25 protein-coding genes and 1 tRNA gene are annotated in these 23,993 nt (G+C 60.9%); 10 read left to right on the top strand and 16 right to left on the bottom strand.

The window, feature by feature from the left end; translation table 11 throughout:
- Positions 1-102: 102 nt before the first annotated feature.
- Positions 103-672: a TIGR02281 family clan AA aspartic protease gene (locus EFQ99_RS00560; protein WP_126918726.1), complete on the top strand. Its 570-nt coding sequence runs from the start codon at positions 103-105 to the stop codon at positions 670-672.
- Between the two features lie 5 nt (positions 673-677).
- Here EFQ99_RS00560 and deoA read toward each other — a convergent pair whose 3' ends face one another.
- From deoA to EFQ99_RS00515, 9 genes are all read right to left on the bottom strand, one after another.
- Positions 678-1,985: a thymidine phosphorylase gene (deoA, locus tag EFQ99_RS00555; protein WP_126918725.1), complete on the bottom strand. Its 1,308-nt coding sequence runs from the start codon at positions 1,983-1,985 to the stop codon at positions 678-680.
- Position 1,986: 1 nt separating this feature from the next.
- Positions 1,987-2,760, bottom strand: a complete 774-nt coding sequence (deoC, locus tag EFQ99_RS00550) for a deoxyribose-phosphate aldolase (protein WP_126918724.1) — start codon at positions 2,758-2,760, stop codon at positions 1,987-1,989.
- 114 nt (positions 2,761-2,874) lie between these two features.
- Positions 2,875-3,675: a purine-nucleoside phosphorylase gene (locus tag EFQ99_RS00545; protein ID WP_126918723.1), complete on the bottom strand. Its 801-nt coding sequence runs from the start codon at positions 3,673-3,675 to the stop codon at positions 2,875-2,877.
- Positions 3,672-4,061 carry a cytidine deaminase gene (locus tag EFQ99_RS00540; RefSeq protein ID WP_126918722.1) on the bottom strand — a complete coding sequence of 130 codons (390 nt, stop codon included), beginning with the start codon at positions 4,059-4,061 and terminating at the stop codon, positions 3,672-3,674. Before EFQ99_RS00540 ends, EFQ99_RS00545 begins: the two co-directional genes overlap by 4 nt.
- 2 nt (positions 4,062-4,063) lie before the next feature.
- Entirely contained in the window at positions 4,064-5,035 is a 972-nt protein-coding gene (locus tag EFQ99_RS00535) for an ABC transporter permease (RefSeq protein ID WP_126918721.1), read from the bottom strand.
- A 10-nt stretch (positions 5,036-5,045) separates the two neighbouring features.
- On the bottom strand, positions 5,046-6,149 hold the full coding sequence (locus tag EFQ99_RS00530) for an ABC transporter permease (protein WP_126918720.1): 1,104 nt from the start codon (positions 6,147-6,149) through the stop codon (positions 5,046-5,048).
- A 7-nt stretch (positions 6,150-6,156) separates the two neighbouring features.
- Positions 6,157-7,668 (bottom strand): ABC transporter ATP-binding protein, encoded by a 1,512-nt coding sequence (locus EFQ99_RS00525; RefSeq protein ID WP_126918719.1) that lies wholly within the window; start codon positions 7,666-7,668, stop codon positions 6,157-6,159.
- Between the two features lie 88 nt (positions 7,669-7,756).
- On the bottom strand, positions 7,757-8,749 hold the full coding sequence (locus EFQ99_RS00520) for a BMP family lipoprotein (protein ID WP_126918718.1): 993 nt from the start codon (positions 8,747-8,749) through the stop codon (positions 7,757-7,759).
- Between the two features lie 315 nt (positions 8,750-9,064).
- Entirely contained in the window at positions 9,065-9,382 is a 318-nt protein-coding gene (locus tag EFQ99_RS00515; RefSeq protein ID WP_126918717.1) for a hypothetical protein, read from the bottom strand.
- A 231-nt stretch (positions 9,383-9,613) separates the two neighbouring features.
- Between EFQ99_RS00515 and EFQ99_RS00510 the strand changes: the two genes are divergently transcribed.
- The 6 genes from EFQ99_RS00510 (at position 9,614) to EFQ99_RS00485 (ending at position 12,393) form a co-directional block, all read left to right on the top strand.
- Positions 9,614-9,703: transfer RNA gene (locus EFQ99_RS00510), tRNA-Ser, on the top strand.
- Positions 9,704-9,829: 126 nt separating this feature from the next.
- On the top strand, positions 9,830-10,525 hold the full coding sequence (locus EFQ99_RS00505) for a helix-turn-helix transcriptional regulator (RefSeq protein WP_126918716.1): 696 nt from the start codon (positions 9,830-9,832) through the stop codon (positions 10,523-10,525).
- Between the two features lie 67 nt (positions 10,526-10,592).
- Positions 10,593-10,967, top strand: coding sequence for a VOC family protein (locus tag EFQ99_RS00500; protein WP_126918715.1), 375 nt, complete (start codon positions 10,593-10,595; stop codon positions 10,965-10,967).
- Positions 10,968-10,969: 2 nt separating this feature from the next.
- Entirely contained in the window at positions 10,970-11,383 is a 414-nt protein-coding gene (locus EFQ99_RS00495) for an EVE domain-containing protein (protein WP_126918714.1), read from the top strand.
- A 181-nt stretch (positions 11,384-11,564) separates the two neighbouring features.
- Entirely contained in the window at positions 11,565-11,774 is a 210-nt protein-coding gene (locus tag EFQ99_RS00490) for a KTSC domain-containing protein (protein WP_126918713.1), read from the top strand.
- A gap of 379 nt (positions 11,775-12,153) precedes the next feature.
- Entirely contained in the window at positions 12,154-12,393 is a 240-nt protein-coding gene (locus EFQ99_RS00485) for a CrpP-related protein (RefSeq protein WP_126919558.1), read from the top strand.
- Here EFQ99_RS00485 and pncB read toward each other — a convergent pair.
- The 7 genes from pncB to EFQ99_RS00450 form a co-directional block, all read right to left on the bottom strand.
- Positions 12,375-13,679: a nicotinate phosphoribosyltransferase gene (pncB, locus tag EFQ99_RS00480; RefSeq protein WP_126918712.1), complete on the bottom strand. Its 1,305-nt coding sequence runs from the start codon at positions 13,677-13,679 to the stop codon at positions 12,375-12,377. The genes EFQ99_RS00485 and pncB overlap by 19 nt on opposite strands.
- Before the next feature lie 185 nt (positions 13,680-13,864).
- Positions 13,865-14,230, bottom strand: a complete 366-nt coding sequence (locus EFQ99_RS00475) for a hypothetical protein (protein WP_208722703.1) — start codon at positions 14,228-14,230, stop codon at positions 13,865-13,867.
- Positions 14,231-14,317: 87 nt separating this feature from the next.
- On the bottom strand, positions 14,318-15,277 hold the full coding sequence (locus tag EFQ99_RS00470) for a 2-hydroxyacid dehydrogenase (RefSeq protein ID WP_126918710.1): 960 nt from the start codon (positions 15,275-15,277) through the stop codon (positions 14,318-14,320).
- An 8-nt stretch (positions 15,278-15,285) separates the two neighbouring features.
- Positions 15,286-16,923, bottom strand: coding sequence for an ABC transporter ATP-binding protein (locus tag EFQ99_RS00465; protein ID WP_126918709.1), 1,638 nt, complete (start codon positions 16,921-16,923; stop codon positions 15,286-15,288).
- On the bottom strand, positions 16,920-18,068 hold the full coding sequence (locus EFQ99_RS00460) for an ABC transporter permease (RefSeq protein ID WP_126918708.1): 1,149 nt from the start codon (positions 18,066-18,068) through the stop codon (positions 16,920-16,922). Before EFQ99_RS00460 ends, EFQ99_RS00465 begins: the two co-directional genes overlap by 4 nt.
- Positions 18,068-19,156, bottom strand: a complete 1,089-nt coding sequence (locus tag EFQ99_RS00455; RefSeq protein WP_126918707.1) for a microcin C ABC transporter permease YejB — start codon at positions 19,154-19,156, stop codon at positions 18,068-18,070. Before EFQ99_RS00455 ends, EFQ99_RS00460 begins: the two co-directional genes overlap by 1 nt.
- Before the next feature lie 150 nt (positions 19,157-19,306).
- Complete coding sequence (locus EFQ99_RS00450; RefSeq protein WP_126918706.1) at positions 19,307-21,139, bottom strand: extracellular solute-binding protein; 1,833 nt, start codon at positions 21,137-21,139, stop codon at positions 19,307-19,309.
- Between the two features lie 255 nt (positions 21,140-21,394).
- Here EFQ99_RS00450 and mepA point away from each other — a divergent pair, with 255 nt between their 5' ends.
- From mepA to EFQ99_RS00435, 3 genes are all read left to right on the top strand, one after another.
- Positions 21,395-22,471, top strand: a complete 1,077-nt coding sequence (gene mepA / locus EFQ99_RS00445) for a penicillin-insensitive murein endopeptidase (protein WP_126918705.1) — start codon at positions 21,395-21,397, stop codon at positions 22,469-22,471.
- A 92-nt stretch (positions 22,472-22,563) separates the two neighbouring features.
- On the top strand, positions 22,564-22,944 hold the full coding sequence (locus EFQ99_RS00440) for a methylglyoxal synthase (RefSeq protein WP_126918704.1): 381 nt from the start codon (positions 22,564-22,566) through the stop codon (positions 22,942-22,944).
- Between the two features lie 17 nt (positions 22,945-22,961).
- Positions 22,962-23,987 carry a glucokinase gene (locus EFQ99_RS00435; RefSeq protein ID WP_126918703.1) on the top strand — a complete coding sequence of 342 codons (1,026 nt, stop codon included), beginning with the start codon at positions 22,962-22,964 and terminating at the stop codon, positions 23,985-23,987.
- The last annotated feature ends 6 nt before the right edge of the window (positions 23,988-23,993 follow it).

The following is a 23,993-nucleotide window of genomic DNA, read 5'->3' as shown; positions in this document are numbered from 1 at the left end:
AAAGACTTTAAGGCCCGGAGGTTCAATCCGGGCCTTTTTGCTGGCGATATTAGCAACTTATCAGCACTTGAGGCTTAGCAAACTGGAAGGATGAGGCCTCGCATGAAGCGAGGTTTATACAGGAAGGATTTCTGTTTCATGCTCGTGCGTACCGTCATATTCGCCAGCATCGCCGCGGTGCTGGCCACACAGGTGCCTTCCTTCTTCGGAAGCGCCAGCCAGCAACCTGCTGACGCTCTCTCCGCCAATTATGTTTCGACTGACAGCGACAAGCCCGCGTTAACAGCGCCGGTCTCCGGCAGCAATACGATCCGCCTGCAGGCGGACGCGCAGGGCCACTATACCGGCAGCTTCAAGATCAACGGCAAACCGGTGCAGGGCCTGATCGATACCGGCGCCACCTATGTCGCACTGAACGAGACGCTTGCCCGTCGGCTCGGCTACACGGCCAACCAGCTCGATTTCCGCTATGGGGTGAATACCGCAAACGGCCAGACGAAGGCCGCGCATGTGATGCTCGACCGCGTGGAAATCGGCGGTATTCGGGTGCGGGATGTCGAAGCTTTCGTCCTGAGAGATGAAGCGCTAACGACGACGTTGGTCGGCATGAGCTTCCTCCAGAAGCTCGCCTCCTATTCCGTCGCCGACGGCTCGCTCAGCCTCAAGCAGTAATCACGTCAGACAAGGCCGGCAATGACCGGTGTCAGCTGCGGCTTATCCTCAGCGATCAGATAGTGCGCGGCGAGCGCCGCGACTGCCCGCTCTGCCGCAGCTTCATCGGCGGCATGAACGAGGGCGATCGGATCGCCTGCATTGACCCGGGAGCCGAGCGGCAGGAGTTCGGAGAAGCCGACGCGATGGTCGATGCGGTCGGCGGGATGACGTCTTCCGCCGCCGAGATCGATGACGCTGACGCCAATGCCGCGCGCATCGCAGGCGGCAAGCCAGCCGGACCGAGGGGCCGGGACAGGTTTTTCCACAGGCGCTTTGGCCAGATATTTGTCGGGGTTTTCAAGAAGGTCGGCCGGTCCCCCGAGCATCGACACCATACGCGCGAAGACCTCGGCCGCCTTTCCCGATGACAGGGCCTGACGCGCCAGCCTCTCGCCTTCGTCAGACGAGGCGGCAATGCCCGATTTCACCAGCATCTCGGCGGCGAAGGCAAGAACGACGGTATCGAGCCGCGTGTCCTCTTTCCGGCCTGCCAGGAATTTCAGGCAGTTGCGCATCTCGACGGCATTGCCGGCGCTATCGGCGAGCGGCTCATTCATGTCGGTGATCAGGGCGGAGGTCTTCACGCCCGCGCCATTGGCCACTTCGACCAAAGAACGCGCCAGGATCTCCGCCTGGCGGCGGTCGGCCATGAAGGCGCCGTTGCCCACCTTGACGTCGAGCACCAGCGTCTGAAGACCGGCCGCAAGTTTCTTCGAGAGGATCGATGCGGTAATGAGAGGGATGGAATCGACGGTGGCGGTTACATCCCGCACGGCATAGAGCCTGCCGTCGGCGGGCGCCAAGGCTCCGGTCTGGCCGATGATGGCGCATCCCGCCTCCTTCACCACTTTGCGGAAGAGGTGCGCATCCGGGGTGATCGTATAGCCCGGAATGGATTCGAGCTTGTCCAGCGTGCCGCCGGTATGGCCGAGGCCGCGCCCTGAAATCATCGGAACGGCAAGGCCGCAGGCGGCGGCGATCGGCGCCAGCATCAGCGAAACATTGTCGCCGACGCCTCCGGTCGAATGTTTGTCGGCGATCGGGCGGTCGATATCGGCCCATTCCAGCCTGTCGCCGGAGTCAGCCATCGCCAGTGTCAAGGCCACTGTCTCAGCTCGCGACATGCCCCTGTACCAGACGGCCATGGCGAATGCGCCGATCTGGCCTTCCGACAGTCGACCTGCAGCCAGCGCCTCGATGAAGGACGCGATATCGGCGGCGGCGAGTTCCTCGCCGTCGCGCTTGCGCCGGATGATCTCCTGAGGGATCATTTCAATAGCTCGAGGCCGCAGCCGGTGCCGACTGCGCTCCACTCAGGACCGCCAGAATATCGTCGAGCAGACCCGAGGCGCCGAAGCGGAAGGTCGAGGGCATCGCCCAGTCCGGCGCCATGATGGTTTCAGCAAGGCTCAGATAAAGGGCGGCATCGGCCACCGAGCCGATGCCGCCGGCCGGTTTGAAGCCGACCCTGCGGCCGCTCTCGCGGATCGCGCGGATCATGATGTCGGCAGCTTCGAGCGTCGCGTTGACAGCGACCTTGCCGGTGGAAGTCTTGATGAAATCCGCGCCGGCTTCGATGGCGAGCTCGGAGGCTCGACGGATCAACGCCGCATCCTTCAATTCACCCGTCTCGATGATGACCTTCAGAAGGACTGGGCCACACTCGGCACGCACCGCCTTGACCATGTCGGTTACCGCCTTCTCATCGCCGGCAAGCAGCTTGCGATAAGGAATAACCAGATCGATGTCGTCGGCGCCATCGGCGATCGCCTCGCGCGTTTCGGCGGCCACATCGGCCACCTCCATATCGCCGGAGGGGAAGTTGACGACGGTCGCGATGCGTACGGCATGGCCGATGCCGAGAATATTGCGGGCATGGGCGACGAAGCGCGGCCAGATGCAGATCGCGGCACTGTAGCCGTAGGGCGTCTGCGCGCGGGCGCAGAGCGTATCGATCTGCGCCTCGGTGCAATCGTCCTTCAAATTGGTGAGATCGAGAAGGGAAAGGGCAACGGCCGCCGTTTCCCGGATGGAATGGCTATTCATTTTCATTTCCTCTAGAGCATGATGCCGAAAAGTGTGAGCGGTTTTCCGACGACATCATGCTCTAACTATATAATTGAGAACAGGATTCAGATTTTAGGCCGACCCGGCCTAAAATCATCCTGTTCCAGCAGCAATCATGTCTTTCAATACGGCGGCAAGACGGGCGCCGCCAATGGGCGCCATGTCCTTGGTTTCCTCATGGCTGAGCTCATTGCCGGTCATGCCTGCCCCATAGTTGGTGATAACGGAAGCGGCTGCAACCCTCAGACCCAGCATTCTTGCAATGATGACCTCGGGCACCGTCGACATGCCGACGGCATCGGCACCGAGGATGCGCGCCATGCGGATTTCGGCCGGCGTTTCGAAGCTTGGACCGGAAAACCACATATAGACGCCTTGCGCCAGCTCGATCTTGAGCTTTGCCGCCGCCCTGTGCATCGCCGCGGCAAGGCCCGCATCATAGGCATTGGTCATGCCGACGAAGCGATGTTCGCTTTCCTCGCCGATCAGCGGGTTCATGCCGGAATAGTTGATATGATCGGTGATCTGCATCACCGAACCGGGCGGCATGTCGTCGCGCAGCGATCCGGCGGAATTGGTCAGGATCAGCGCCTCGACGCCGAGCGCCTTCAAGACCTCGATCGGCAGGCGCATGGCGCTGGCAACGCCCTTCTCGTAATAATGCACCCGGCCGGAGAGCATCACCACGGGCACACCGCCGAGACGGCCGGCAACGACTTCGCCGGCATGGCCGGAGACGGCGCTGACGGGAAAGCCCGGCAGATCCTTGTAGGGAACACGAACGGCGCTCTCCAGCTCTCCGACGAGCGAGCCGAGACCGGAGCCGAGCACGATGCCGTGACGCGGCTTGATGCCGCCGAGCAACGCGGCGAGCAGGCTGACCGTCGCCTTCATCCGAGGTCCGTCTCGAAGCTGAAGGGAAGAAGCTCTTCCATCGTCATGGTCTTCTTCACGCCCGCCTCGTCGCAGAGGTAGATCTTCGTGTCCTTGGAGGCGAATTCGGAGATCTTCTGGCGGCAGCCGCCGCAGGGCGGGCAGAGCGGCAGTTTCTCCGCAATGACAGCCATTTCGACAATCTTCTTCGCCCCGCCCATGATCATGGCGCTAATCGCAGTCGGCTCGGCGCACCATCCTTGCGGAAAGGAGAGGTTCTCGATGTTGGCGCCGGTATAGACCTTGCCGTCTTCGGCGCGGATCGCCGCGCCGACCGGGAATTTCGAATAGGGCGCATGGGCGAAGGCCATGGCGCCGCGGGCGGCTTCGAACAGATCGTGGGACATGGTCAACGCTCCTTCGTATAGGGCACGCCACCGGCCTTCGGCGGGATCGCGACGCCGATGAAGCCGGCAAGCAGGACGCAGGTCAGGATATAGGGCAGCGCCTGAAAGACCTGTACCGGCACTTCGCCGATCAGCGGCACTTGCTTGCCTTGCATGAAATTGGCCAACGCATCGAGGAAGCCGAACAGCAGGCAGGCGAACATCACAGGCACCGGCTTCCACTTGGCAAAGACGAGGGCGGCGAGCGCGATATAGCCTTTGCCGGCCGACATGTCCTTGATGAAGGCGGCGGACTGGGCGATCGCCAGATAAGTGCCGGAAAAGCCGCAGAGGATACCGGCGCACATGACGGCGCGGTAGCGCAGCCAGGCGACCGAGATGCCGGCGGTATCGACCGCGCCCGGATTTTCGCCGACGGCGCGCATCCTAAGGCCGAAGCGCGTGCGGTACAGCACCCACCACGAGAAGGGCACGGCAAGAAAGGCGAGATAGGTGAGGATATTGTTGCCGGATATGACGTTGGCATAGATCGGGCCGATGATCGGTATGTCGTGGGCGGCATCGGCGCCGGGCAGGATGATCGGCGCGAAACGTGCCTCCGGCGATAGCTGCGGCGTGCGCCCACCCTGGCCGAACCATGCCTGGCCGAGCACGATGGTGATGCCGGCGATGAAGAAGTTGATCGCCACACCGGAGACGATCTGGTTGCCGCGGTTGGTGATCGAGGCGAAGCCATGCACCAGGCTCAGCGCCACCGAGCAGACGATTCCGGCGCCGAGCCCAAGCCAAGCAGAATCGGTGAGATAAGCAATGCAGGCTGCGGCAAAGGCTGAGCCCAGCATCTTGCCCTCAAGGCCAATATCGAAGATACCGGCGCGTTCCGAAAACAGACCGGCGAGGGCGGTGAAGATCAGCGGGATCGACAGGCGGATCGTGGAGGCCAGAATGCTGATGAAGATTTCATAATAATCCATCGCCCGCTCCTTAAGCTCGTTTGAACTGTTGATAGAGGCGCACAATCGCCGGCCGGAACATGTATTCGAGCGCGCCGGCAAACAGGATCACCAGACCCTGAATGACGAGGATCATTTCACGGGTGATATTAGGCATTTCGAAAGAGATCCAGTCGCCACCCTGATAAAGGATGCCGAAGAGAATTGCCGCGAAGATGATGCCAAGCGGATGATTGCGGCCCATCAGCGAGACGGCGATACCGACGAAGCCCGCGCCGCTGACAAACCCCACCTGCAGGCGGGCGGAGGCACCCATGACAGGATTCAGCGCCATCATGCCGGCGAGCGCTCCAGAAAGCATCATGGCGATCATTACGATCCGTACGTACGGAATACCGGCATAGGAAGCGGCGGTCGGGCTGACGCCCAGCGTGCGCATCTCGAAGCCGAGCTTGGTGCGCCAGATAAGAAGCCAGACGACATAGCACATAACCAGCGCAATGATGAAAGAGACGTTCAGCGGAGCAGCACCCAGCTTTGTCCCGAATATCTCCATCAGCCATGTCAGCTTCGGCAACTGCCCGCCCTCGAGGAATGTCCGGGTTTCCGGTGCCATTTTGCCAGGCACGATCAGTACGTGGACGAGCAGGTAATTCATCAGCGAGGCGATGATGTAGTTGAACATGATCGTCGTGATGACGATATGGCTGCCGCGCTTCGCCTGAAGCCATGCCGGAATGAAGGCGGCAATTGCGCCGAAGAGCGCAGCGCCGACCACTGCAACTGGCATCGTCACATACCATGGCACGTATTTATCGAGTGAGAGCGCTATCAAAGCGCAGCCGAGGCCGCCAACATAAGCCTGGCCTTCAGAGCCGATGTTGAAGAGACCGGCATGAATTGCCACCGCGACGGAAAGGCCGGTGAAGATGAAGCTCGTCGCGTAGAACAGCGTCAAGCCGATGAATTCGCCATTACCGAGCGAACCCTCGATGAGCAGCGACAATGCATCCAGCGGGCTTTCGCCGATCAGCCAGACGACGAAGCCCGATATCAGGAAAGCGACGACAAGGTTCAAAAGCGGGATCAGGCCGTAGTTGATCCAGTTTGGCAGCGGAACGGAAGCAGTGCTCATAAAGGCCTCACGCGGCAATGCCGGCCATCATCAGGCCGAGGGTCTGTTCACCGGCATCGGGCGTCTTCTCGCCGACGACATGGCCGGCGAACATGACAAGGATACGGTCTGAAAGGGCACGGATCTCATCGAGTTCGACGGAGACGAGCAGGATTGCCTTGCCCGCGTCGCGCATTTCGATGATCCGGCGGTGGATGAATTCGATGGCGCCGATATCGACGCCGCGGGTCGGCTGACCGATGATCAACATCTTCGGATCGCGTTCGATCTCGCGGGCGACGACGATCTTCTGCTGGTTGCCGCCGGAGAAATTCGCGGTCTTCAGCCGCGGATTCGGCGGGCGGATGTCGTATTTCTCGATCTTTTCCATCGCATCCTTGCGGATCGCCTCGAGATCGAGCAGCGGGCCGCGGCTGTATCCCGGACGACGATGATAGCCGAGCACGGAATTTTCATATTCCTCGAATTTCAGGACCAGGCCCATGTGATGGCGGTCTTCGGGAATATGGGCGAGACCGAGTTCGCGCAGCCAGGCGGGATCGGCCTTGTCGATCGTCTGACCGTCGAGAAGGATTTCGCCGGAAACCGGCTTACGGATACCGGCAATCGCCTCTAGCAACTCGGACTGACCATTGCCGGCAACACCGGCAATGCCGACGATCTCGCCGGCGCGCACGTCGAAGGAGACGTTGTCGACCATTGTGACGCCGCGATTGTCTTTGACGGTCAGGTTGCGGACGGAGAGCACGGCGGCACCCGGGTTTGCCTCGCCTTTCTGCACGCGCAGCAGAACGCGGCGGCCGACCATCAGCTCGGCAAGTTCCTCCACCGTCGTTTCCGCCGTCTTGCGGGTGGCGACCATCTCTCCGCGGCGCATGACAGAGACCGTATCGGTGATCGCCATGATCTCGCGCAGCTTGTGGGTGATGAGGATGATCGTCTTGCCCTGGTCGCGCAGCACCTTGAGAATGCGGAAAAGATGATCGGCCTCTGCCGGCGTCAACACGCCGGTGGGTTCGTCGAGGATCAGGATCTCGGCGCCGCGATACATGGCCTTGAGGATTTCGACACGCTGCTGCAGGCCGACCGGAAGCTCTTCGATGAGCGTATCGGGATCGACCTCGAGGCCATATTCCGTTTCCAGTCGTTTGAGCTCGGCGCGGGCCGATGCGACGCCTCTTGCCAGCAGCATGCCGCCTTCGGCGCCGAGCATGATGTTCTCGAGCACCGTGAAATTATCGACCAGCATGAAATGCTGGTGCACCATCCCGATGCCGGCGGCGATCGCCGCCTGGCTGTCACGGATGGCGACCGGACTGCCGTTCACGCGGATCTCGCCGCTATCGGCATGGTAAAAACCGTAGATGATCGACATCAACGTCGATTTGCCGGCGCCGTTTTCGCCGATGATGCCGTGGATCGTCCCCTTGGCAACGGTGAGATTGATGTCCTTGTTGGCATGGACGGCACCGAATTTCTTATCGATGCCGACAAGCTCGATAGCGGGCTTATCTGTCACTGCAGGCTCCAAATAAGAAAAGGGCGTATGGCGAAAATCCCCTCCGCCATACGCCCGATCTCAATCGTCGATCACTTTCGGGCGCGGATCACTTCGGGCAAGCGTTGTCCGAGGTGTAATCGTGAACCTTGATGGTTCCTGCGATGATATCGGCCTTGGCCTTGTCGACAGCGGCCTGCATTTCCGGCGTGATCAGCGACTTGTTGTTGTCGTCGATCGCAGCGCCAACGCCATCTTCCTTGACGCCGAGCGCCTGGACGCCGCTGGTGAACTTGTCGTTCTTGGTGTCGGTGTAGGCGTTATAGACGGCGAGATCGACACGCTTGACCATCGAGGTCAGGACCGAGCCCGGGTGCAGATGGTTCTGGTTGGAGTCGACGCCGATCGAGAGCTTCTTGTTGTCGGCCGCCGTCTGCAGAACGCCGAGGCCGGTGGCACCGGCTGCCGCGTAAATGACGTCGGCGCCCTGGTCGATCTGGTTCTTGGTGAGCTCGCCGCCGCGAACCGGGTCGTTCCAGGCAGCACCGGTGGTGCCGGTCATGTTCTGGAAGACTTCGACATTGGCCTTGGCAGCGCGCGCGCCCTGCTCGTAGCCGCATTCGAACTTGCGGATCAGCGGAATGTCCATGCCGCCGACGAAGCCGACCTTGCCGGTCTTGGAGGCCATGCCGGCGAGAACGCCGACGAGGTAGGAGCCCTCTTCTTCCTTGTAGACGACGGAGCGGACGTTCGGCTTGTCGACGACGGAGTCGACGATGATGAACTTGGTATCAGGGAATTCGGCTGCGACCTTCTCGATGGCCGAGGTCCAGGCGAAGGAAACGGCAACCACCGGATTGAAACCACGGCTTGCGAAGTTGCGGATGGCCTGTTCGCCCTGGGTGTCGCCGGTGGGCTCGAAATCGCGATAGGCGATGCCGGTCTCGGCCTTGAATTTCTCCGCACCGTTATAGGCCGCTTCGTTGAACGACTTATCGAACTTCCCGCCAGTGCCGTAAACCAGCGCCGGCTTGACATCGGCAGCAAGCGCTGTCGTCGACATGGCAGCCACGGCGAGGAGAGTGAGAAGGGATTTTTTCATTGTGCAGCCCTGTTGTTGCTATTTGTTAGGGGTCCTCCCGCAAGCCCTTTTCGGACATGTCTGCGGAACCACCGACCTCCCCCCGGAGGCCTGGCTGGGCGCATCCTTGCATGGCTCACGGAAAAATTCACCAGAAATTTTTCGACTGGTAAAGATTTGCAGCGATTGCCGAAAATCGTCTCTGCGGGGCTGATTTTTGGACATTCCTTCCGCCAGAATGCGGATTTTCTAGCCAATCCGGCAGCAAATATCGAGATCGCAGAGGCCCGACAATCAATAGAATCTCCCGCCGGATCGTGCCGATACAACTCCCTCTTATGCGGTGAAGCGACCGGCCACCGGCGGCTTCTTATAGCCGATCATCCAGAGAAGCAGCGCGATCACCAGGAAAACAGCAAAGGCCGGCTGGAGCATCAGCCACTGGAAGATGAAGGCGTAGAAGCGAGGATGGACATAATAGGAAAGGGAGGACTGCAGCGAGATCAATGTCGCCGGGCTCACATCCTGCCAGGCATCAGAGATCGGCGTCATCACCACGGCGGAGGCCGCAACCGACTGTATTGAATCGATGGTCCCGGCAATAACGGCCGCCGCAAGCGCGACAAGACTCGCCAGACGCAACAGGAAACGCATCAATTCCTCCGACGCTTCGATATGCCGGACAATTCCGGCGAACCCGCGCCATTCTCCACCTTGAGAATTACATAATCATGGATGCAGTGAAGCACAATGGGATGGGCCGAGCGGAGTTTTATCGGAAGAAGTCAAAAAACTGTTAGATTTGGGTTGATCGGCAAAAATTCATCGGTATATATCGCGCCGTTCCGACGATTTGCTCCTATCCGGGCGCGAACGCCAAAAAAAGGACAGGTGGCCGAGTGGTTTAAGGCGCACGCCTGGAACGCGTGTGTACGTGAAAGCGTACCGTGGGTTCGAATCCCACCCTGTCCGCCATTTCAGTTGATTCTCGCCACAGCGAGATAACAACGCAAACCCCGCCGATTTGCCGCACGGTTGCGGTCACACCAAATTCCGCGCTGCCACTATTTAGCAGTGGCAAGCAGATATAAGCTTGCCTGCATGTCCCGTTCCGAACGCCTCTTCGACCTTCTTCAGGCGCTGCGCCGCCACCGCCGGCCGGTGAGCGGCAAGTTGCTGGCCGACGAAATCGGCGTCAGCATCCGCACGCTCTATCGGGATATCGCCAGTCTTCAAGCGCAGGGCGCGACCATCGAGGGCGAACCGGGCGTCGGCTATATCCTGAAGCCGGGTTTCCTTCTGCCGCCGCTGATGTTTCCGCCAGAGGAGATCGAAGCACTCGTGCTGGGCTCCCGATGGGTTGCGGATCGGGCAGACGATCGCTTGAGCGATGCGGCGCGAAGCGCTCTGGCACGGATCGCTGCCGTGCTGCCATCCGAACTGCGCGACGAACTGGACGCTTCGGCCCTCTTGATCGGACCGGGTGTCAAAATCCCCGTCGACGCGTTCGATCCGGCGCTCTTGCGCAAGGCGATCCGCACCGAACGAAAACTGTCCCTGTGCTATCGCGATGGAACAGGCACAGGATCGGAGCGCGTGGTCTGGCCCTTCGCACTCGCCTTCTTCGATCAGGTACGCGTGCTTCTCGGCTGGTGCGAACTGCGCCAGGACTTTCGCTCTTTCCGCACGGACCGGATCGCCGACGTGCAGGTGCTCGACACGCGCTATCCCAAGCGTCGACAGGCCTTGCTCAAACAGTGGCGGGACATGCAGGGAATTTCCCGCGGAAACGCATGATACTGCCAGAAACTGGCAGTGTCTCGTCATAGGGTCATACCTGTCCAACAAATGACAGGAGCCTCTCATGACCGATACCAACAACATTCTTCTCTATGTGACGAACCCCGCCACCAGCGCGCAATTTTATGCAGGGCTTTTCGGGAGCGAGCCGGTAGAGGTGAGCCCGACCTTCGTTCTGTTCGTTCTTCCATCCGGTCTCGCCTTGGGGCTGTGGGGCAAGACCGGCGTGGAGCCTGCCCCCACGACCTCCGGCGGCGGCTGCGAGATCGGCTTCAAGGTGAAGGGCCGCAATGCCGTCGATGCCACGCATGCGGAATGGCAAGCGAAGGGGGCCGCCATCGCCCTGCCGCCGACCGAACTCGACTTCGGCCGGAGCTTCGTCGCGGTCGACCCCGATGGACATCGTCTGCGTGTCTACGCGCTGACCGAGGAGATGTGAGCATGGCGGACGCCTGGATCGCCGTTGCCTCGGCGGAGCATGTCCGGATCGGTCGCCGAGCGGGCTTTATGCAAGTTTGTCACGGAAAGGCTGCACCACTCAGGCGGATCAGGCCGGGCGACCGGGTGATTTATTATTCACCGACCGTGACCTTTGGCGGCAAGGACCGTCTGCAAGCCTTCACCGCGATCGGCGTGGCGCGCGATAGATCACCCTACCAGGTGGAAATGGAAACGGGGTTCAAGCCTTGGCGGCGGGAGGTCGATTGGCAGCCCGCCGAGGAAACTCCGATCCGGCCTTTGCTGGAGCGGCTCTCGTTTACCCAGTCTGGCACCAATTGGGGGTATCAACTCCGCTTCGGCCTGTTCGGCATCGACGACAGGGATGCTGACGTGATTGCAGAGACGATGATGTAAACGGGGACAGCGTCCCGATGTCGTCAATCGGCTTGAGGCCCTCCCTCCCGTGGAGGGCCAAGGTCATGGCGACGCCTGCCAACGCACCGCAAGATTCCTGAATTTTTACCATGCCGCTTCACCGCGTCTTTGCACGTTTGGGTTTAGGTTCTGCCCAACGAAAAAAACAGAGGTAAAACAGGTGGAAGAACTTTCGGTAAAGTCGAGGATCATCAAATCCGTCTATTTCAGCCAGGAAGACGGGCGGCTCAGGATTTGTTTCAAGAACGGCGAGGAACGTCTGTTCGATGGCGTCCCCTCCTCGGAGGCGCTTGCAATGACGGCAGCACCGTCTCCGGGCCATTACTATCTCGACCGGATCAGAACGCGGTTTCGCAGATTGGCTGCATAATTCCGAGGGGATGCCCGCCAGCCTTCGGGTCGTGTTGGATTGAGACGAGGCCGGTGGATATTAATCCTCGGCTAACTCTTCCGCTCATCACAGTTGGATCGACCCCGGCGGAAAGCGGCAATTTGTCGATGCTGCCGGTTTTCAGAAGATTCGGCCAGCCGGGAGGCTCGGGGGCGGACCCCAGCCAGGAAGCCGAGCCTCCCCGTTACGCTGCTTTCGTTGATAGCGATTGAACGGCCGCAGGCCGATTGCGGCGGTATCATCCCTCAAGTAGCGAATTGGGGCTAATCCTGTGAAAAACCGGAACAGTCACATCCGGACTCGACAATGCTTAATTAGCATGATTGCATAAACCCATGGAACGGAGGCCGGGGTGATGATGTTCGAGAATCTGCTTGAGATGCAGGAGCGTGGCGTGCGGGACCGTGCGCGTGGCCGCAGTCTGGCCGACAATCCGATGTCGAAGGCGGATGTCCTGCCGATCACCGATTTCCAGGAATGGTACTCGATGTTTGACGCCTGGCGCTTCGGCTGGTCGATCGAGGACGCAATGGCTGGGCATGCCGATGCGCCGCGGGATGGCGCCGCCTTGCCCCGGACTTACACCAGAACGGTCTGATCGACCCTGTCTTCGGCGCCGAAGAATTTCAGATAGCGTTCGACCTCTGCCGGCTCTCCGGTTGCCTTCTGCGGGTTGTCGGAGAGTTTTACCGCCGGTCGGCCGTTGGCGTCGCTGACCTTGCAGACGACGGAGATCGGGTTGAGGCCCGATATTTCGGTCGGCGCGCAGCCGGCAAAATCGTTCGTCAGGTTCGTGCCCCAGCCGAAGCTCATGCGCACGCGGCCTTCGAAATGCCGATAGGTGTCGATGATGGCCTCGACATCGAGGCCGTCGGAAAAGATCAACAGCTTCTGGCGCGGATCGCGGCCCATCTTCTTCCACCAATCGATGATCTTCTCGCCGCCTTCGATCGGCGGGGCGCTGTCCGGGCGAAAGCCGGTCCAGTCGGCGACCCATTCGGGCGCGTCGCGCAGAAAGGCCGCGGTACCGAAGGCATCCGGCAGGACGATCAGAAGATTGCCGCCATAGAGCTTGTTCCAGTCGCGCAGGATCTTGTAGGGCGCGTTGCGCAACTGCTCGTCGGTTTCAGCAAGGGCTGCGGCCACCATCGGCAGTTCGTGGGCATTGGTGCCGACGGCCTCGAGATCGGAATCCATCGCCAGCAATACATTGCTGGTGCCGGTAAAGGCCGGGCCGATGCCTTCCTTGAGCGCCTCGACGCACCAACGCTGCCAGAGGAAGCTATGACGGCGGCGGGTACCGAAATCGGAGATGCGCAAGCCCGGCAATTCCTTCAGCCGCTCGACCTTCGACCACATCTTCGCCTTGGCCCGGGCATAAAGGACGTCGAGGGTGAAGGGTCCAAGAGCCTTCATCGCCGAGCGCGAACGCAACTCATTGACGATGGCAAGCGCGGGGATCTCCCACATGGTGGTTTCTTTCCAGGACCCATGGAAATCCAGGACATATTGCCCGTCCTTCTTCGACAGCTCGTATTCGGGGAGCTGGAAATTGGAAAGCCAGGCCAGGAATTCCGGCTCGAAGATCTGCGCGCGACCATAGAAACTGTTACCCGCAAGCCAGATCATCTCCTTCTTCGAGAGCCTCAGGGTCCGGGCATGGTCGAGCTGCTCGCGCAATTCGCCTTCGTCGATCTCCTCGGCCAGGCGAACGCGCTTTGTGCGGTTGATGAGCGTGAAGGAAGCGTTCACGTCGGGATAGAGCTTCCAGATCATTTGCAGCATCAGGAGCTTATAGAAGTCGGTATCGATCAGGCTGCGGATGATCGGGTCGAGTTTCCAAGCGTGATTGTAGACTCGTCTCGCGATATCAGTCTTGGCCATGATTCCTGCCCCCGTCCACTCCGGTCAGGCGCTGCCAAGTTCTCAGGGGCTACTAAGCTCCGGCCGGGCGCACGAAACCGGCTCGTGCGCCTTCTTATCGAAAAATCGGCAGAGAAAGTCCAGACAAAACAATAAACATCCCGCCGCTCAACGGCGGCGGGATGCGAGAGGTCATCTGTCGACCGTTATTGAGGCGGCGCGGCAGGTTGAGCTGGCGTCGCGGGTGCGACATTCGGAGCGGCCGGCGTCGTGTTCTGCGTTTCCGTGGGAACTGCATTGCCGTCTTGCGCGGTGGGTGCAGGGGCCGGAGCAGGCTGCTGCGACTGGAGCTGCTGGCCGGGCTGTTGCGGCGCCACCTCGTTTGCCTCGCGCTTGCCCCAGATCTCGACGGGTATCCAGACCACGAAAGCCAGCACCAGAGCGGCAAGCAGCACCAGGAGGATGCGATACCCCGCCCGCCCCTGTCTGGCCTTCACCGGTGAGATCTGTTCTTCCTTATGAAGCTTGCCATCGGACTTTTCCCAGCGTGTTTCCGTCTGATGCGCCATCATCGTCTCCTTCCGCTGTCCTGGCGGCCGATCCGACCGCAAAAACTCCGCAGAGGAAACGGGCGGCCGCCGGGAAGGTTCCGGGCAGGCTCAATAGCCGACGGCGCGGTCGACCACGAATTGCAGCGGCTCGCCGCGCTCGAAACGGGCAATCTGCGCCTCGACGTGACGGAACAGTGCATTTTCTTCCGAGACAGCCGCATCGTGCGGCGTGATGAAGACGTTCTGCAGTTCCCACAAAGGATTATCCGCTGCAAGTGGCTCCGCTTCGAAAACATCGAGGGAAGCGCCGCCGAGGGTGCCGTCACGGATCGCGGAAACGATATCGGCCTCGACCTGGCTCTTGCCGCGGCCGGCATTGATGAAGACCGGTCGCCCGAGCGCGCCATTGTGGCGGAGCTTTTTGAATAGCCTGCTATCATAAAAACCCGTCGTCTCCGGCGTCAGAGGCAGCAGGCCGATAAGGATATCGGTTCTTGCCAGGAAGCTGTCGAGTTCGCTCGCATCGAAGGTTTCGACGCCGTCGATCTCTTTGCGGGTGCGCGACCAGCCGATGACGTTGAAACCCATCACTTTCAGCTTGGCGACCGCATCCTGACCGAGAATGCCGAGGCCCATGACGCCGACTGTGACCTCCGCCGCCTCCGGTGCATCGAGCTTTGCCCATTGGCGCTGCCGCTGGCTGTTATCATGGGCGTATTGCGCGCGCAGATGCATTAAGCATTGCATGACCACCCATTCGCTCATGCGGGTCGTCAGGCTGCGATCGACGAAGCGGACGATCGGGATCTCGGGCAGGCCGGCCATGCCGATGATATGGTCGACGCCGGCGCCGCCGGAAAAGATCGCCTTAAGGTTCGGCGCCCGCTGGAAGAGATCGGCATCCGGTTTCCAGAGAAGCGCATATTCGGCATCACCAAGATCACGCGCCCGGTTTGCGGGATCGGCGAGATTGATGCTGCCGCGATCGGCAAAGGCCGTCTTCAGCACGCGGGCGACGCCTTCGGGATTGAACTTGATATCGACGAGAATGGGAGGACGTGCGGACATGATCTTCTTTATTGCTGCACGGCGGGCGTCGGCACCGCCTCGATGTTGAACGCGGCGGCCATGAGCGCCCTGGTGTAATCGTGCTTCGGCGCGCGGAAGATATCCGCCGACGGTCCCTGCTCGACCACCTTGCCGAAACGCATGACGATGACGTCATTGGCGAGCGCCTTCACCACCTTCAGGTCGTGGCTGATGAAGAGATAGGCGAGATCGTGCTTCTTCTGCAAATCGCGCAGCAGATCGACCACCTGGGCCTGCACGCTCATGTCGAGCGCGGAGGTCGGCTCGTCGAGCATGACGAAGCGCGGCTTCAGCACCATGGCGCGGGCAATGGCGATGCGCTGGCGCTGGCCGCCGGAGAATTCATGCGGATAGCGCCAGCGGGTCAGGGGATCGAGGCCCACCTCCTCCAGCGCCCAGCAGACGCGCTGGTCGCGTTCCTCGGCGCTCAGGGAGCGCTCATGCACCTTCAGCCCTTCGGCGATGATATCGCCGACCGACATGCGGGGGCTGAGCGAGCCGTAGGGATCCTGGAAGACGATTTGCAGTTGGTTGCGCAGCGGCCGCATCTCGCTGAACGAATAGCCGGCTATATCCCTGCCGACAAAGGCGATGCGACCTTGCGAGGAGATCAGCCGGGTGAGCGCCAGGCCGAGCGTGGTCTTGCCGGAACCGGATTCGCCGACAACGCCGAGCGTCTGCCCGGCGCGCAACGAAAGATCGATGCCGTCGACCGCCTTCACGTGATCGACGACGCGCCGCATCAGCCCCGCCTTGATCGGGAACCAGACGCGGATATCCGACCCCTCCATCACGATCGGTTTCGCCGGATCGGCAAGCGGCGGCTCGCCGCGCGGTTCGGAGGCGAGAAGGTGCCGGGTATATTCGTGCTTCGGGTTGGCGAAGACGTCCTCGACGGTTCCGGTTTCGACGATCTTGCCCTTGGTCATGACACAGACGCGATCGGCGAATTTGCGCACGATGCCGAGATCATGGGTGATGAACAGCAGCGACATGCCGTGCGCGGCCTTCAATTGCCGGAGCAATTCAAGGATCTGCGCCTGTACGGTGACATCGAGTGCTGTCGTCGGCTCGTCGGCGATCAGCAATTCCGGTCGGTTGGCGAGCGCCATGGCGATCATGACGCGCTGGCGCTGGCCACCGGAGAGTTCGTGCGGATAGGCTTTCAGCCGCTTCTCGGGCTCGCGGATGCCGACCTGGTTCAACAATTCCAACACGCGCTGGCGCGCCGGCTGGCCGGTCAGCCCCTGGTGCAGGGCCAGGATCTCGGCGATCTGCTTCTCGATCGAGTGAAGCGGATTGAGGGAGGTCATCGGCTCCTGGAAGATCATGGTGATGTCGTTGCCGCGCACTTCCCGCAGCGCCCGCTCGGACGCCTTCAGAAGGTCCTTGCCCTTGAACAGGATCTCGCCGGAGGGGTGGCTTGCAGAGGGATAAGGCAAAAGCCGCAGGATTGAGTTGGCCGAAACCGACTTGCCGGAGCCGGATTCACCGACCAGCGCCACCACCTCGCCCTTGGCAATATCGAAGGAGATGCGATCGACGGCGAGCGAGGTCTCGCCGCCCTGGTGAAAGGCAACCGAGAGATCGCGGACGGAGAGGAGCGGTTCTGTCATGTCACTCATTGAAACGTCTTCCTCGGATCGAAGGCATCGCGCACGGCTTCGCCCACGAAAATCAGCAGGGACAGCATGATCGACATGGCGAAGAAGGCCGTCAGCCCCAGCCAGGGCGCCTGCAGGTTGGTCTTGCCCTGGGCGATCATCTCGCCGAGCGAAGGGGAACCTGGCGGCATGCCGAAGCCGAGGAAATCGAGCGAGGTCAGCGTCGTGATCGAGCCGGACAGGATGAAGGGCAGAAAGGTCAGCGTCGCGACCATGGCGTTCGGCAGCAGGTGGCGCCACATGATGGTGCGGTTGTTGACCCCGAGCGCGCGGGCGGCGCGGACATATTCGAAATTGCGGGCGCGCAGGAATTCGGCGCGCACGATGCCGACGAAGCCGACCCAGGAAAAGAGCAGCATGATGCCGAGCAGCACGAAGAAGCCGGGCGGCAGAATGGCGGCGATGATGAGCAGGATATAAAGCACCGGCATCGACGACCAGATCTCGATGAAGCGCTGCAGCAGCAGGTCGGTCCAGCCGCCGAAATAGCCCTGAACGGCGCCCGCCGTCACTCCGATGATCGCCGAGCAGATGGTCAGCGCCAGGCCGAAAAGCACGGATATGCGGAAGCCATAGATGACGCGCGCCAGCACGTCGCGGGCCTGATCATCGGTGCCGAGCCAGTTGAGATTGCCGAGGGTGCAGCCGGGATCGTTCACCCCTTGCGGATAACCGGAGCAGCGCTCCTCCTTCGTCATCAGCCAGAAGGGGGCAGTGGGTGCTGAATGCGGAATGTTGGAATTGACCGAGCGGTAGGAATAACGGATCGGCGGCCAGATCATCCAGCCATTGGCATTGATCTCGTCCGATATCACCGAGGAACGGTAGTCGGTTTCGGCGAGGAAGCCACCGAACTTCTCTTCCGGATAATCGATCAGCACCGGAAACAGGATCTCGCCCTTGTAGGAGGCGACGATCGGCCGGTCGTTGGCAATAAATTCGGCAAACAGGCTGAGGACGAAGAGCAGCAGGAACAGCCACAGCGACCAGTAACCGCGGCCATTCGCCCGGAAATTCTGCCAGCGGCGGATGTTGGTCGGCGAGAGCAGGCCCTTACGCGGCGGCTTGACGGGAGTCGTGAGAGCAGGCTTTGCGGCGGCGTCCATCAGACATCCCTCCGCTCGAAATCGATGCGCGGATCGATCCAGGTATAGATCAGGTCGGATACCAGGCTGACAAAGAGACCGAGCAGCGAGAAGATGTAGAGCGTGGCGAAAACGATCGGGTAATCCCGGTTGACGACCGAGAGATAGCCGAGGCGGCCGAGGCCATCCAGCGAGAAGATGTTCTCGATCAACAGCGACCCGGTGAAGAAAGCGGAAATGAAGGCGCCGGGGAAACCGGCGATGATGATCAGCATGGCGTTGCGGAAGACATGGCCGTAGAGCACCTGCCGCTCATTCAGGCCCTTGGCGCGGGCTGTGACCACATATTGCTTCTTGATCTCCTCGATGAAGGAGTTCTTGGTGAGCAGTGTCGTGGTGGCGAAGGCTGCAAGAGAAAGCGAAATCAGCGGCAAGGTCAGGTGCCAGAAATAATCGAGCGGCTTCTGCCACCAGGCCAGCTGGTCGAAATTGTCGGAGATGAGACCGCGCAACGGAAACCAGTCGTAGAAGGAGCCGCCGGCGAAAAGTACGATCAGCAGGATGCCGAAGAGGAAGCTCGGCACGGCGTAACCGACGACGATGACGCCCGAGGTCCAGACGTCGAAGGTCGATCCGTCCTTGACCGCCTTGCGGATGCCGAGCGGAATGGAGATGGCGTAGGAGAAAATCAGGATCCAGATGCCGAGCGAGATCGATACCGGCAGCTTTTCCTTGATGAGATCGAGCACCGAGGTGTTGCGGAAGAAGCTTTCGCCGAAATCAAAGCGGCTATAATTCCACATCATCTCGCCAAAACGCGTCAGCGGCGGCTTGTCGAAGCCAAACTGCTTTTCGAGCTTGGCGATCAGCTCCGGATCGAGCCCCTGGGCGCCGCGATATTTGGAGCCTTCGTCACTGCCACCACCCCCTAAGAGGTCGCCGCCGCCGGACAGGCGCTGGTCGGCGCTATCGGCCTGGCCGGTCAATTGGGCGATCACCTGCTCGACGGGGCCGCCGGGCGCGAATTGAATGACGATGAAGGAAATCGCCATGATGCCGACGATGGTCGGAATCATCAGAAGCAGGCGGCGAATGACATAAGCGCCCATCAGCCTTCAGCCTCCGGAAATGTTCTTCTTGTCTGCCTGCCGTCCAGTCCAATGCCGCTCAATCCGCCAGCCTTCCCTTGCCGGCCCTGCCGGCTTGTCGTGATTCGCTCGTGCCATTTGGAGCCCAGGCCCCCTGCAATGCAAGCCCGCTCATTTTGCCGAGGTGGACCACCATGCTTCGGGGAAGCCCAGGCTATAGGCCGGAAACTCCGCCGGATGCGTGATCGTGTTCCAATAGGCAATGTTGTAAGTATCGCGGTAGAACAGCGGAATGACGTAGTGGTTTGCGAGCAATACCCGATCCATCGCCTTGATCGCTGCAACCTGTTCATCTCGGTTAGGCGCGAAGATGATCATGCGAATGAGCTCGTCAACGGCTGGGTTGGCAATACCGGCATAGTTCCGTGAACCCTGCTGGTTGACCGAACCGGACCCCCAATAATCAGCTTGTTCGTTGCCCGGATTCATGGTTTCCGCCCAGACATTCCAGATCATATCGTAGTCGAAGCTGCGTTCGCGGTTGACGCTTTGCGAGGCATCGACTGTCCGCACGCGCGCATCGATGCCGATTTTCTTGAGATTATTGGCATAGGGCACCGCCCAGCGCTCCAGTATGGGGCTCGACAGCAGGATCTCGAAACTCATCGGCTGGCCGGTCTTGGTATTGACCATGCGATTGCCCTTGAGGTCCCAGCCGGCTTCCTTCAACAGGGCAATCGCCTTGCGGAGGTTGTCGCGGCTTTTTTGCGGGTCGCCGCCGACAGGATTGGTATAGGGCGTCGTGAAGACTTCGGGCGGAACTTTGTCCTTCATGCCCTGCAGTATTTCCAGCTCACGCCCCTGCGGCAGGCCGGAAGAAGCGAGCTCAGTGTTCCAGAAGTAGCTGTCGATGCGCTTGTAGCTGTTGAAGGCAACCGTGCGATTCAATTCCTCGAAGTCCAAACCGTAGTTCAGTGCCTCGCGGACCCGCTCGTCCTTAAAGAGGTCGCGCCGCATATTGGGCACGAGAGCCTGCATGATACCGGTGGCGCGCAACGGATTTGTAACTTCTTCCTTCTTGATGCGTCCTTCCTTCACCGCAGGGAAATCATATCCCGTCGCCCAGCGGGCGGCCGTTGTCTCCTGCCAGTAGTCACTATTACCGGCGCGAAAGGCTTCGAACTCAACGTCCCTGTCGCCGAAATAGGTGTAGGTGACATTGCGAAAATTGTTCTGGCCGACATTCAAGTTGAGGTTCTTGCCCCAATAATCGTCCCGCAGTTCATAACGGATCGTCGCGCCGGGCGCGAAGGATGCAATCTTATACGGTCCCGACCCCATCACGGGCTCAAGCGTCGTCTTCGAGATATCGCGGGGCTTACCGTCTGGTCCCTGCCCCTCCCACCAATGTTTCGGCACGACCACCAATTGACCGAGAATATTCGGAAGCTCGCGGTTATTCTTCTCGTCGAAGGTGAAGGTGACGTCACGATCGCCGGTCTTTTCGGCCTTCACTACATGGCGATAATAGTTCGCGTTGAGCGGATTGAGTTCCTTGGCCTTATCCAGACTGAAGATGACATCCTCAGGCGTTACCGGTTGACCATCCGCCCATTTCGCTTCCTGGCGCAGTCGAAAGGTCGCGCTTGAGACGTCATCCGGATAGGACAGCCCTTCAGCAAGCAGGCCGTAAGAGACAAGGAGCTCGTCATCGGCCGGCTTCATCAATGTATCGTAGACGAGCGCCAAGCCCGCCGCCGCCTGGCCTTTGGCAAGCAGCGGGTTGAAGGTATCGAAGGCGCCGCTGGCGGAGAGGCGCAGATCTCCGCCCTTTGGGGCATCAGGATTGACATAGTCGAAATGAGCGAAACCCGGCTTGTACTTCATCTCGCTGATGACCGAGCTTCCGATCTGAAACGGCTTCTCCTCAGCCAGTGCCGTCAGCGGCACCAAAGCACCCGCAAGCGACAGAAACAGACATATTTTCGACCATACAACCGGCATTCACACTTTCCCCTGATTTTTGATGGATTCGACAATACGAGAAATACTGGCGAAAAACAGGAGAGAGTAGGGTTTTTGCCAGGCTCGCAAAGTTTTGACCGTCGGCTTATGCCCAGATGTTGCCAATGCTTGAGCCGCTAGGCGATCCGTCACCGGCTGCCCCAATGCCCGCCGGCCAAATCATCGATTCACCAAAATCGCTTTTCACGATAGATTCGAACGCAAATCACTTCGGCAGCGGTTCAAGGAAATAGCATGGCTTTCGGCTTCGCTCAGGCTTTCAGGACATTCGGCAAACTGACGCTCGCGGGCGCAATCGGCGCGAGCCTCGCCGCCGGCGACGTCGGCGCCGAGCAGAAGACGCCGAGCCCGGGCAGCGCCAAGGGGCAGTTCGGCGCCGTCAGCCTGCCGACGCAGGGATCGGCGCAGCCGATCGGTTTTTACGCAAAGGGCTGCATGACCGGCGCGGTGGCGCTGCCGACCGATGGGCCGACCTGGGAGGCGATGCGGCTTTCGCGCAATCGCCGCTGGGGCAATCCGGCGATGATCGCGCTGCTCGAACGTCTTTCGAAGGACGGGGCCAAATATGCCGGCTGGCCTGGCATTCTCGTCGGCGACATCGCGCAGCCGCGCGGCGGGCCGATGTTCAATGGTCACGCCTCGCATCAGATCGGCCTCGACGCCGACGTCTGGTTCACGCCGATGCCCGCGCGCCGCATGACGGCTGAGGAGCGTGAGGATCTGCCCTTCACCACCATGTTGCAGAAGGACAAATTCCTGACCGTCGATCCCAAGGTCTGGACGCAATCGCGGGCACGGCTGTTGATGCTGGCGGCAAGTTATCCCGAGGTGGAGCGCATTTTCGTCAATCCGGCGATCAAGAAGAAGATGTGCGACACCTGGACGGGCGACCGCACCAATCTCGGCAAGCTCCGGCCGGAATACGGTCATGACTCGCACTTTCACATCCGCATCAAGTGCCCGCCGGGTGCCGCGGGATGCACGCCGCAGGCCCCGGTTGCCGCCGGCGACGGTTGCGACAAGTCACTCGCCTGGTGGTTCACGCCGGCGCCCTGGGCACCGCCGAAACCGCCCAAACCCGGCGCCAAGCCGCCGAAGCCGCCGCGGGAGATGATGGTCTCCGACCTGCCGAAGGCCTGCGCCGCCGTGCTCGATGCCGCTCCCGTCGCCTCGATGCAGGCCGCCACCTATGGCGGGGCTTCCGCCGCAAGCGCGTTCACCGCCGCTCCGGCCGCGGAGCCTGCCGCCGATGCCGAGGGGGCGCTGCCCAATCTCGGCCCGGTTCCGAACGACAAGCCGGCGATACAGTGACCGAGGCCTCGGATTGCGCTGTCTTTCAAATCGCAAATTCTTGGTATAGAAGCGGTCAAATCGATTGAATTGTTGGGGCGGAGATTGGGTTCATGGCCAGCGGCAAATGCCTTGCATTGATTGCGCATGACCAGAAAAAAGACGATATGGCGGAATTCGCCCGCGCCAACAGGGACATTCTCTCCCGCTGGAAGATCGTCGCCACCGGCACAACAGGCGGGCGCGTGCTCGACGCCGCCCCCGATCTCGACGTCACCAGGCTGAAAAGCGGGCCGCTCGGCGGCGACCAGCAGATCGGTGCGCTGATCTCGACCGGCGAGGTCGACGCCCTGATTTTCTTCGTCGACCCGCTGACCCCGATGCCGCATGATGTCGACGTGAAGGCGCTGATGCGGCTGGCGATCGTTTACGACATTCCGATGGCGCTCAACCACGCGACCGCTATAAAGCTCCTTCCCACACTCGAAGCCTGATCAGCACGGAACCGGCCATGCCAAAACCCAACCACAGCTCCGCTCCGCTGCCCTTCCCGATCCTGATCGGCGATATCGGCGGCACCAATGCCCGCTTTTCCATCCTGTCCGATGCCTATGCCGAGCCGAAGCAGTTTCCGAACGTGCGCACGGCGGATTTCGAAACGATCGACGAAGCGATCCAAAAGGGCGTGCTCGACAAAACAGCGGTGCAGCCGCGCTCGGCGATCCTTGCCGTCGCCGGTCCGATCAACGACGACGAGATCCCGCTCACCAATTGCGATTGGGTGGTGCGGCCGAAGACGATGATCGAAGGCCTGGGCATCGAGGACGTGCTCGTCGTCAATGATTTCGAGGCGCAGGCGCTGGCGATCGCCGCCCTTTCGGATGAAAACCGCGAACGCATCGGCAACGCCACCGGCGACATGATCGCTTCCCGCGTCGTGCTCGGACCCGGCACCGGCCTCGGAGTGGGCGGGCTCGTGCATGCCCAGCACAGCTGGATTCCGGTTCCCGGCGAAGGCGGCCATATCGATCTCGGGCCGCGCAGCAAGCGCGACTATGACATCTTCCCGCATATCGAGACGATCGAAGGCCGCGTCTCGGCCGAGCAGATCCTCTGCGGTCGCGGCCTCGTCAACCTTTACCATGCCATCTGCGTCGTCGACGGCATCCAGCCGACGATGAAGGATCCGGCCGACATCACCTCGCATGCGCTTGCCGGCAGCGACAAGGCGGCCGTCGAAACCGTCTCGCTGTTTGCCACCTATCTCGGCCGTGTTGCCGGCGACATGGCGATGGTGTTCATGGCGCGCGGCGGCGTCTATCTCTCCGGCGGCATCTCGCAGAAGATCATTCCGGCGCTGAAGAAGCCGGAATTCCGTTTGGCCTTCGAGGACAAGGCGCCGCATACCGCACTGCTTCGCACCATCCCGACCTACGTCGTGACGCATCCGTTGGCAGCCCTTGCAGGGCTTTCCTCTTATGCGCGCATGCCGGGGAATTTCGGCGTATCGACGGAAGGTCGGCGCTGGCGGCGCTAAGCCTAG

This window comes from Rhizobium vallis (assembly GCF_003985155.1).
Lineage (GTDB): Bacteria > Pseudomonadota > Alphaproteobacteria > Rhizobiales > Rhizobiaceae > Rhizobium > Rhizobium vallis.
This window is presented reverse-complemented; position numbering and strand designations above follow the sequence as displayed.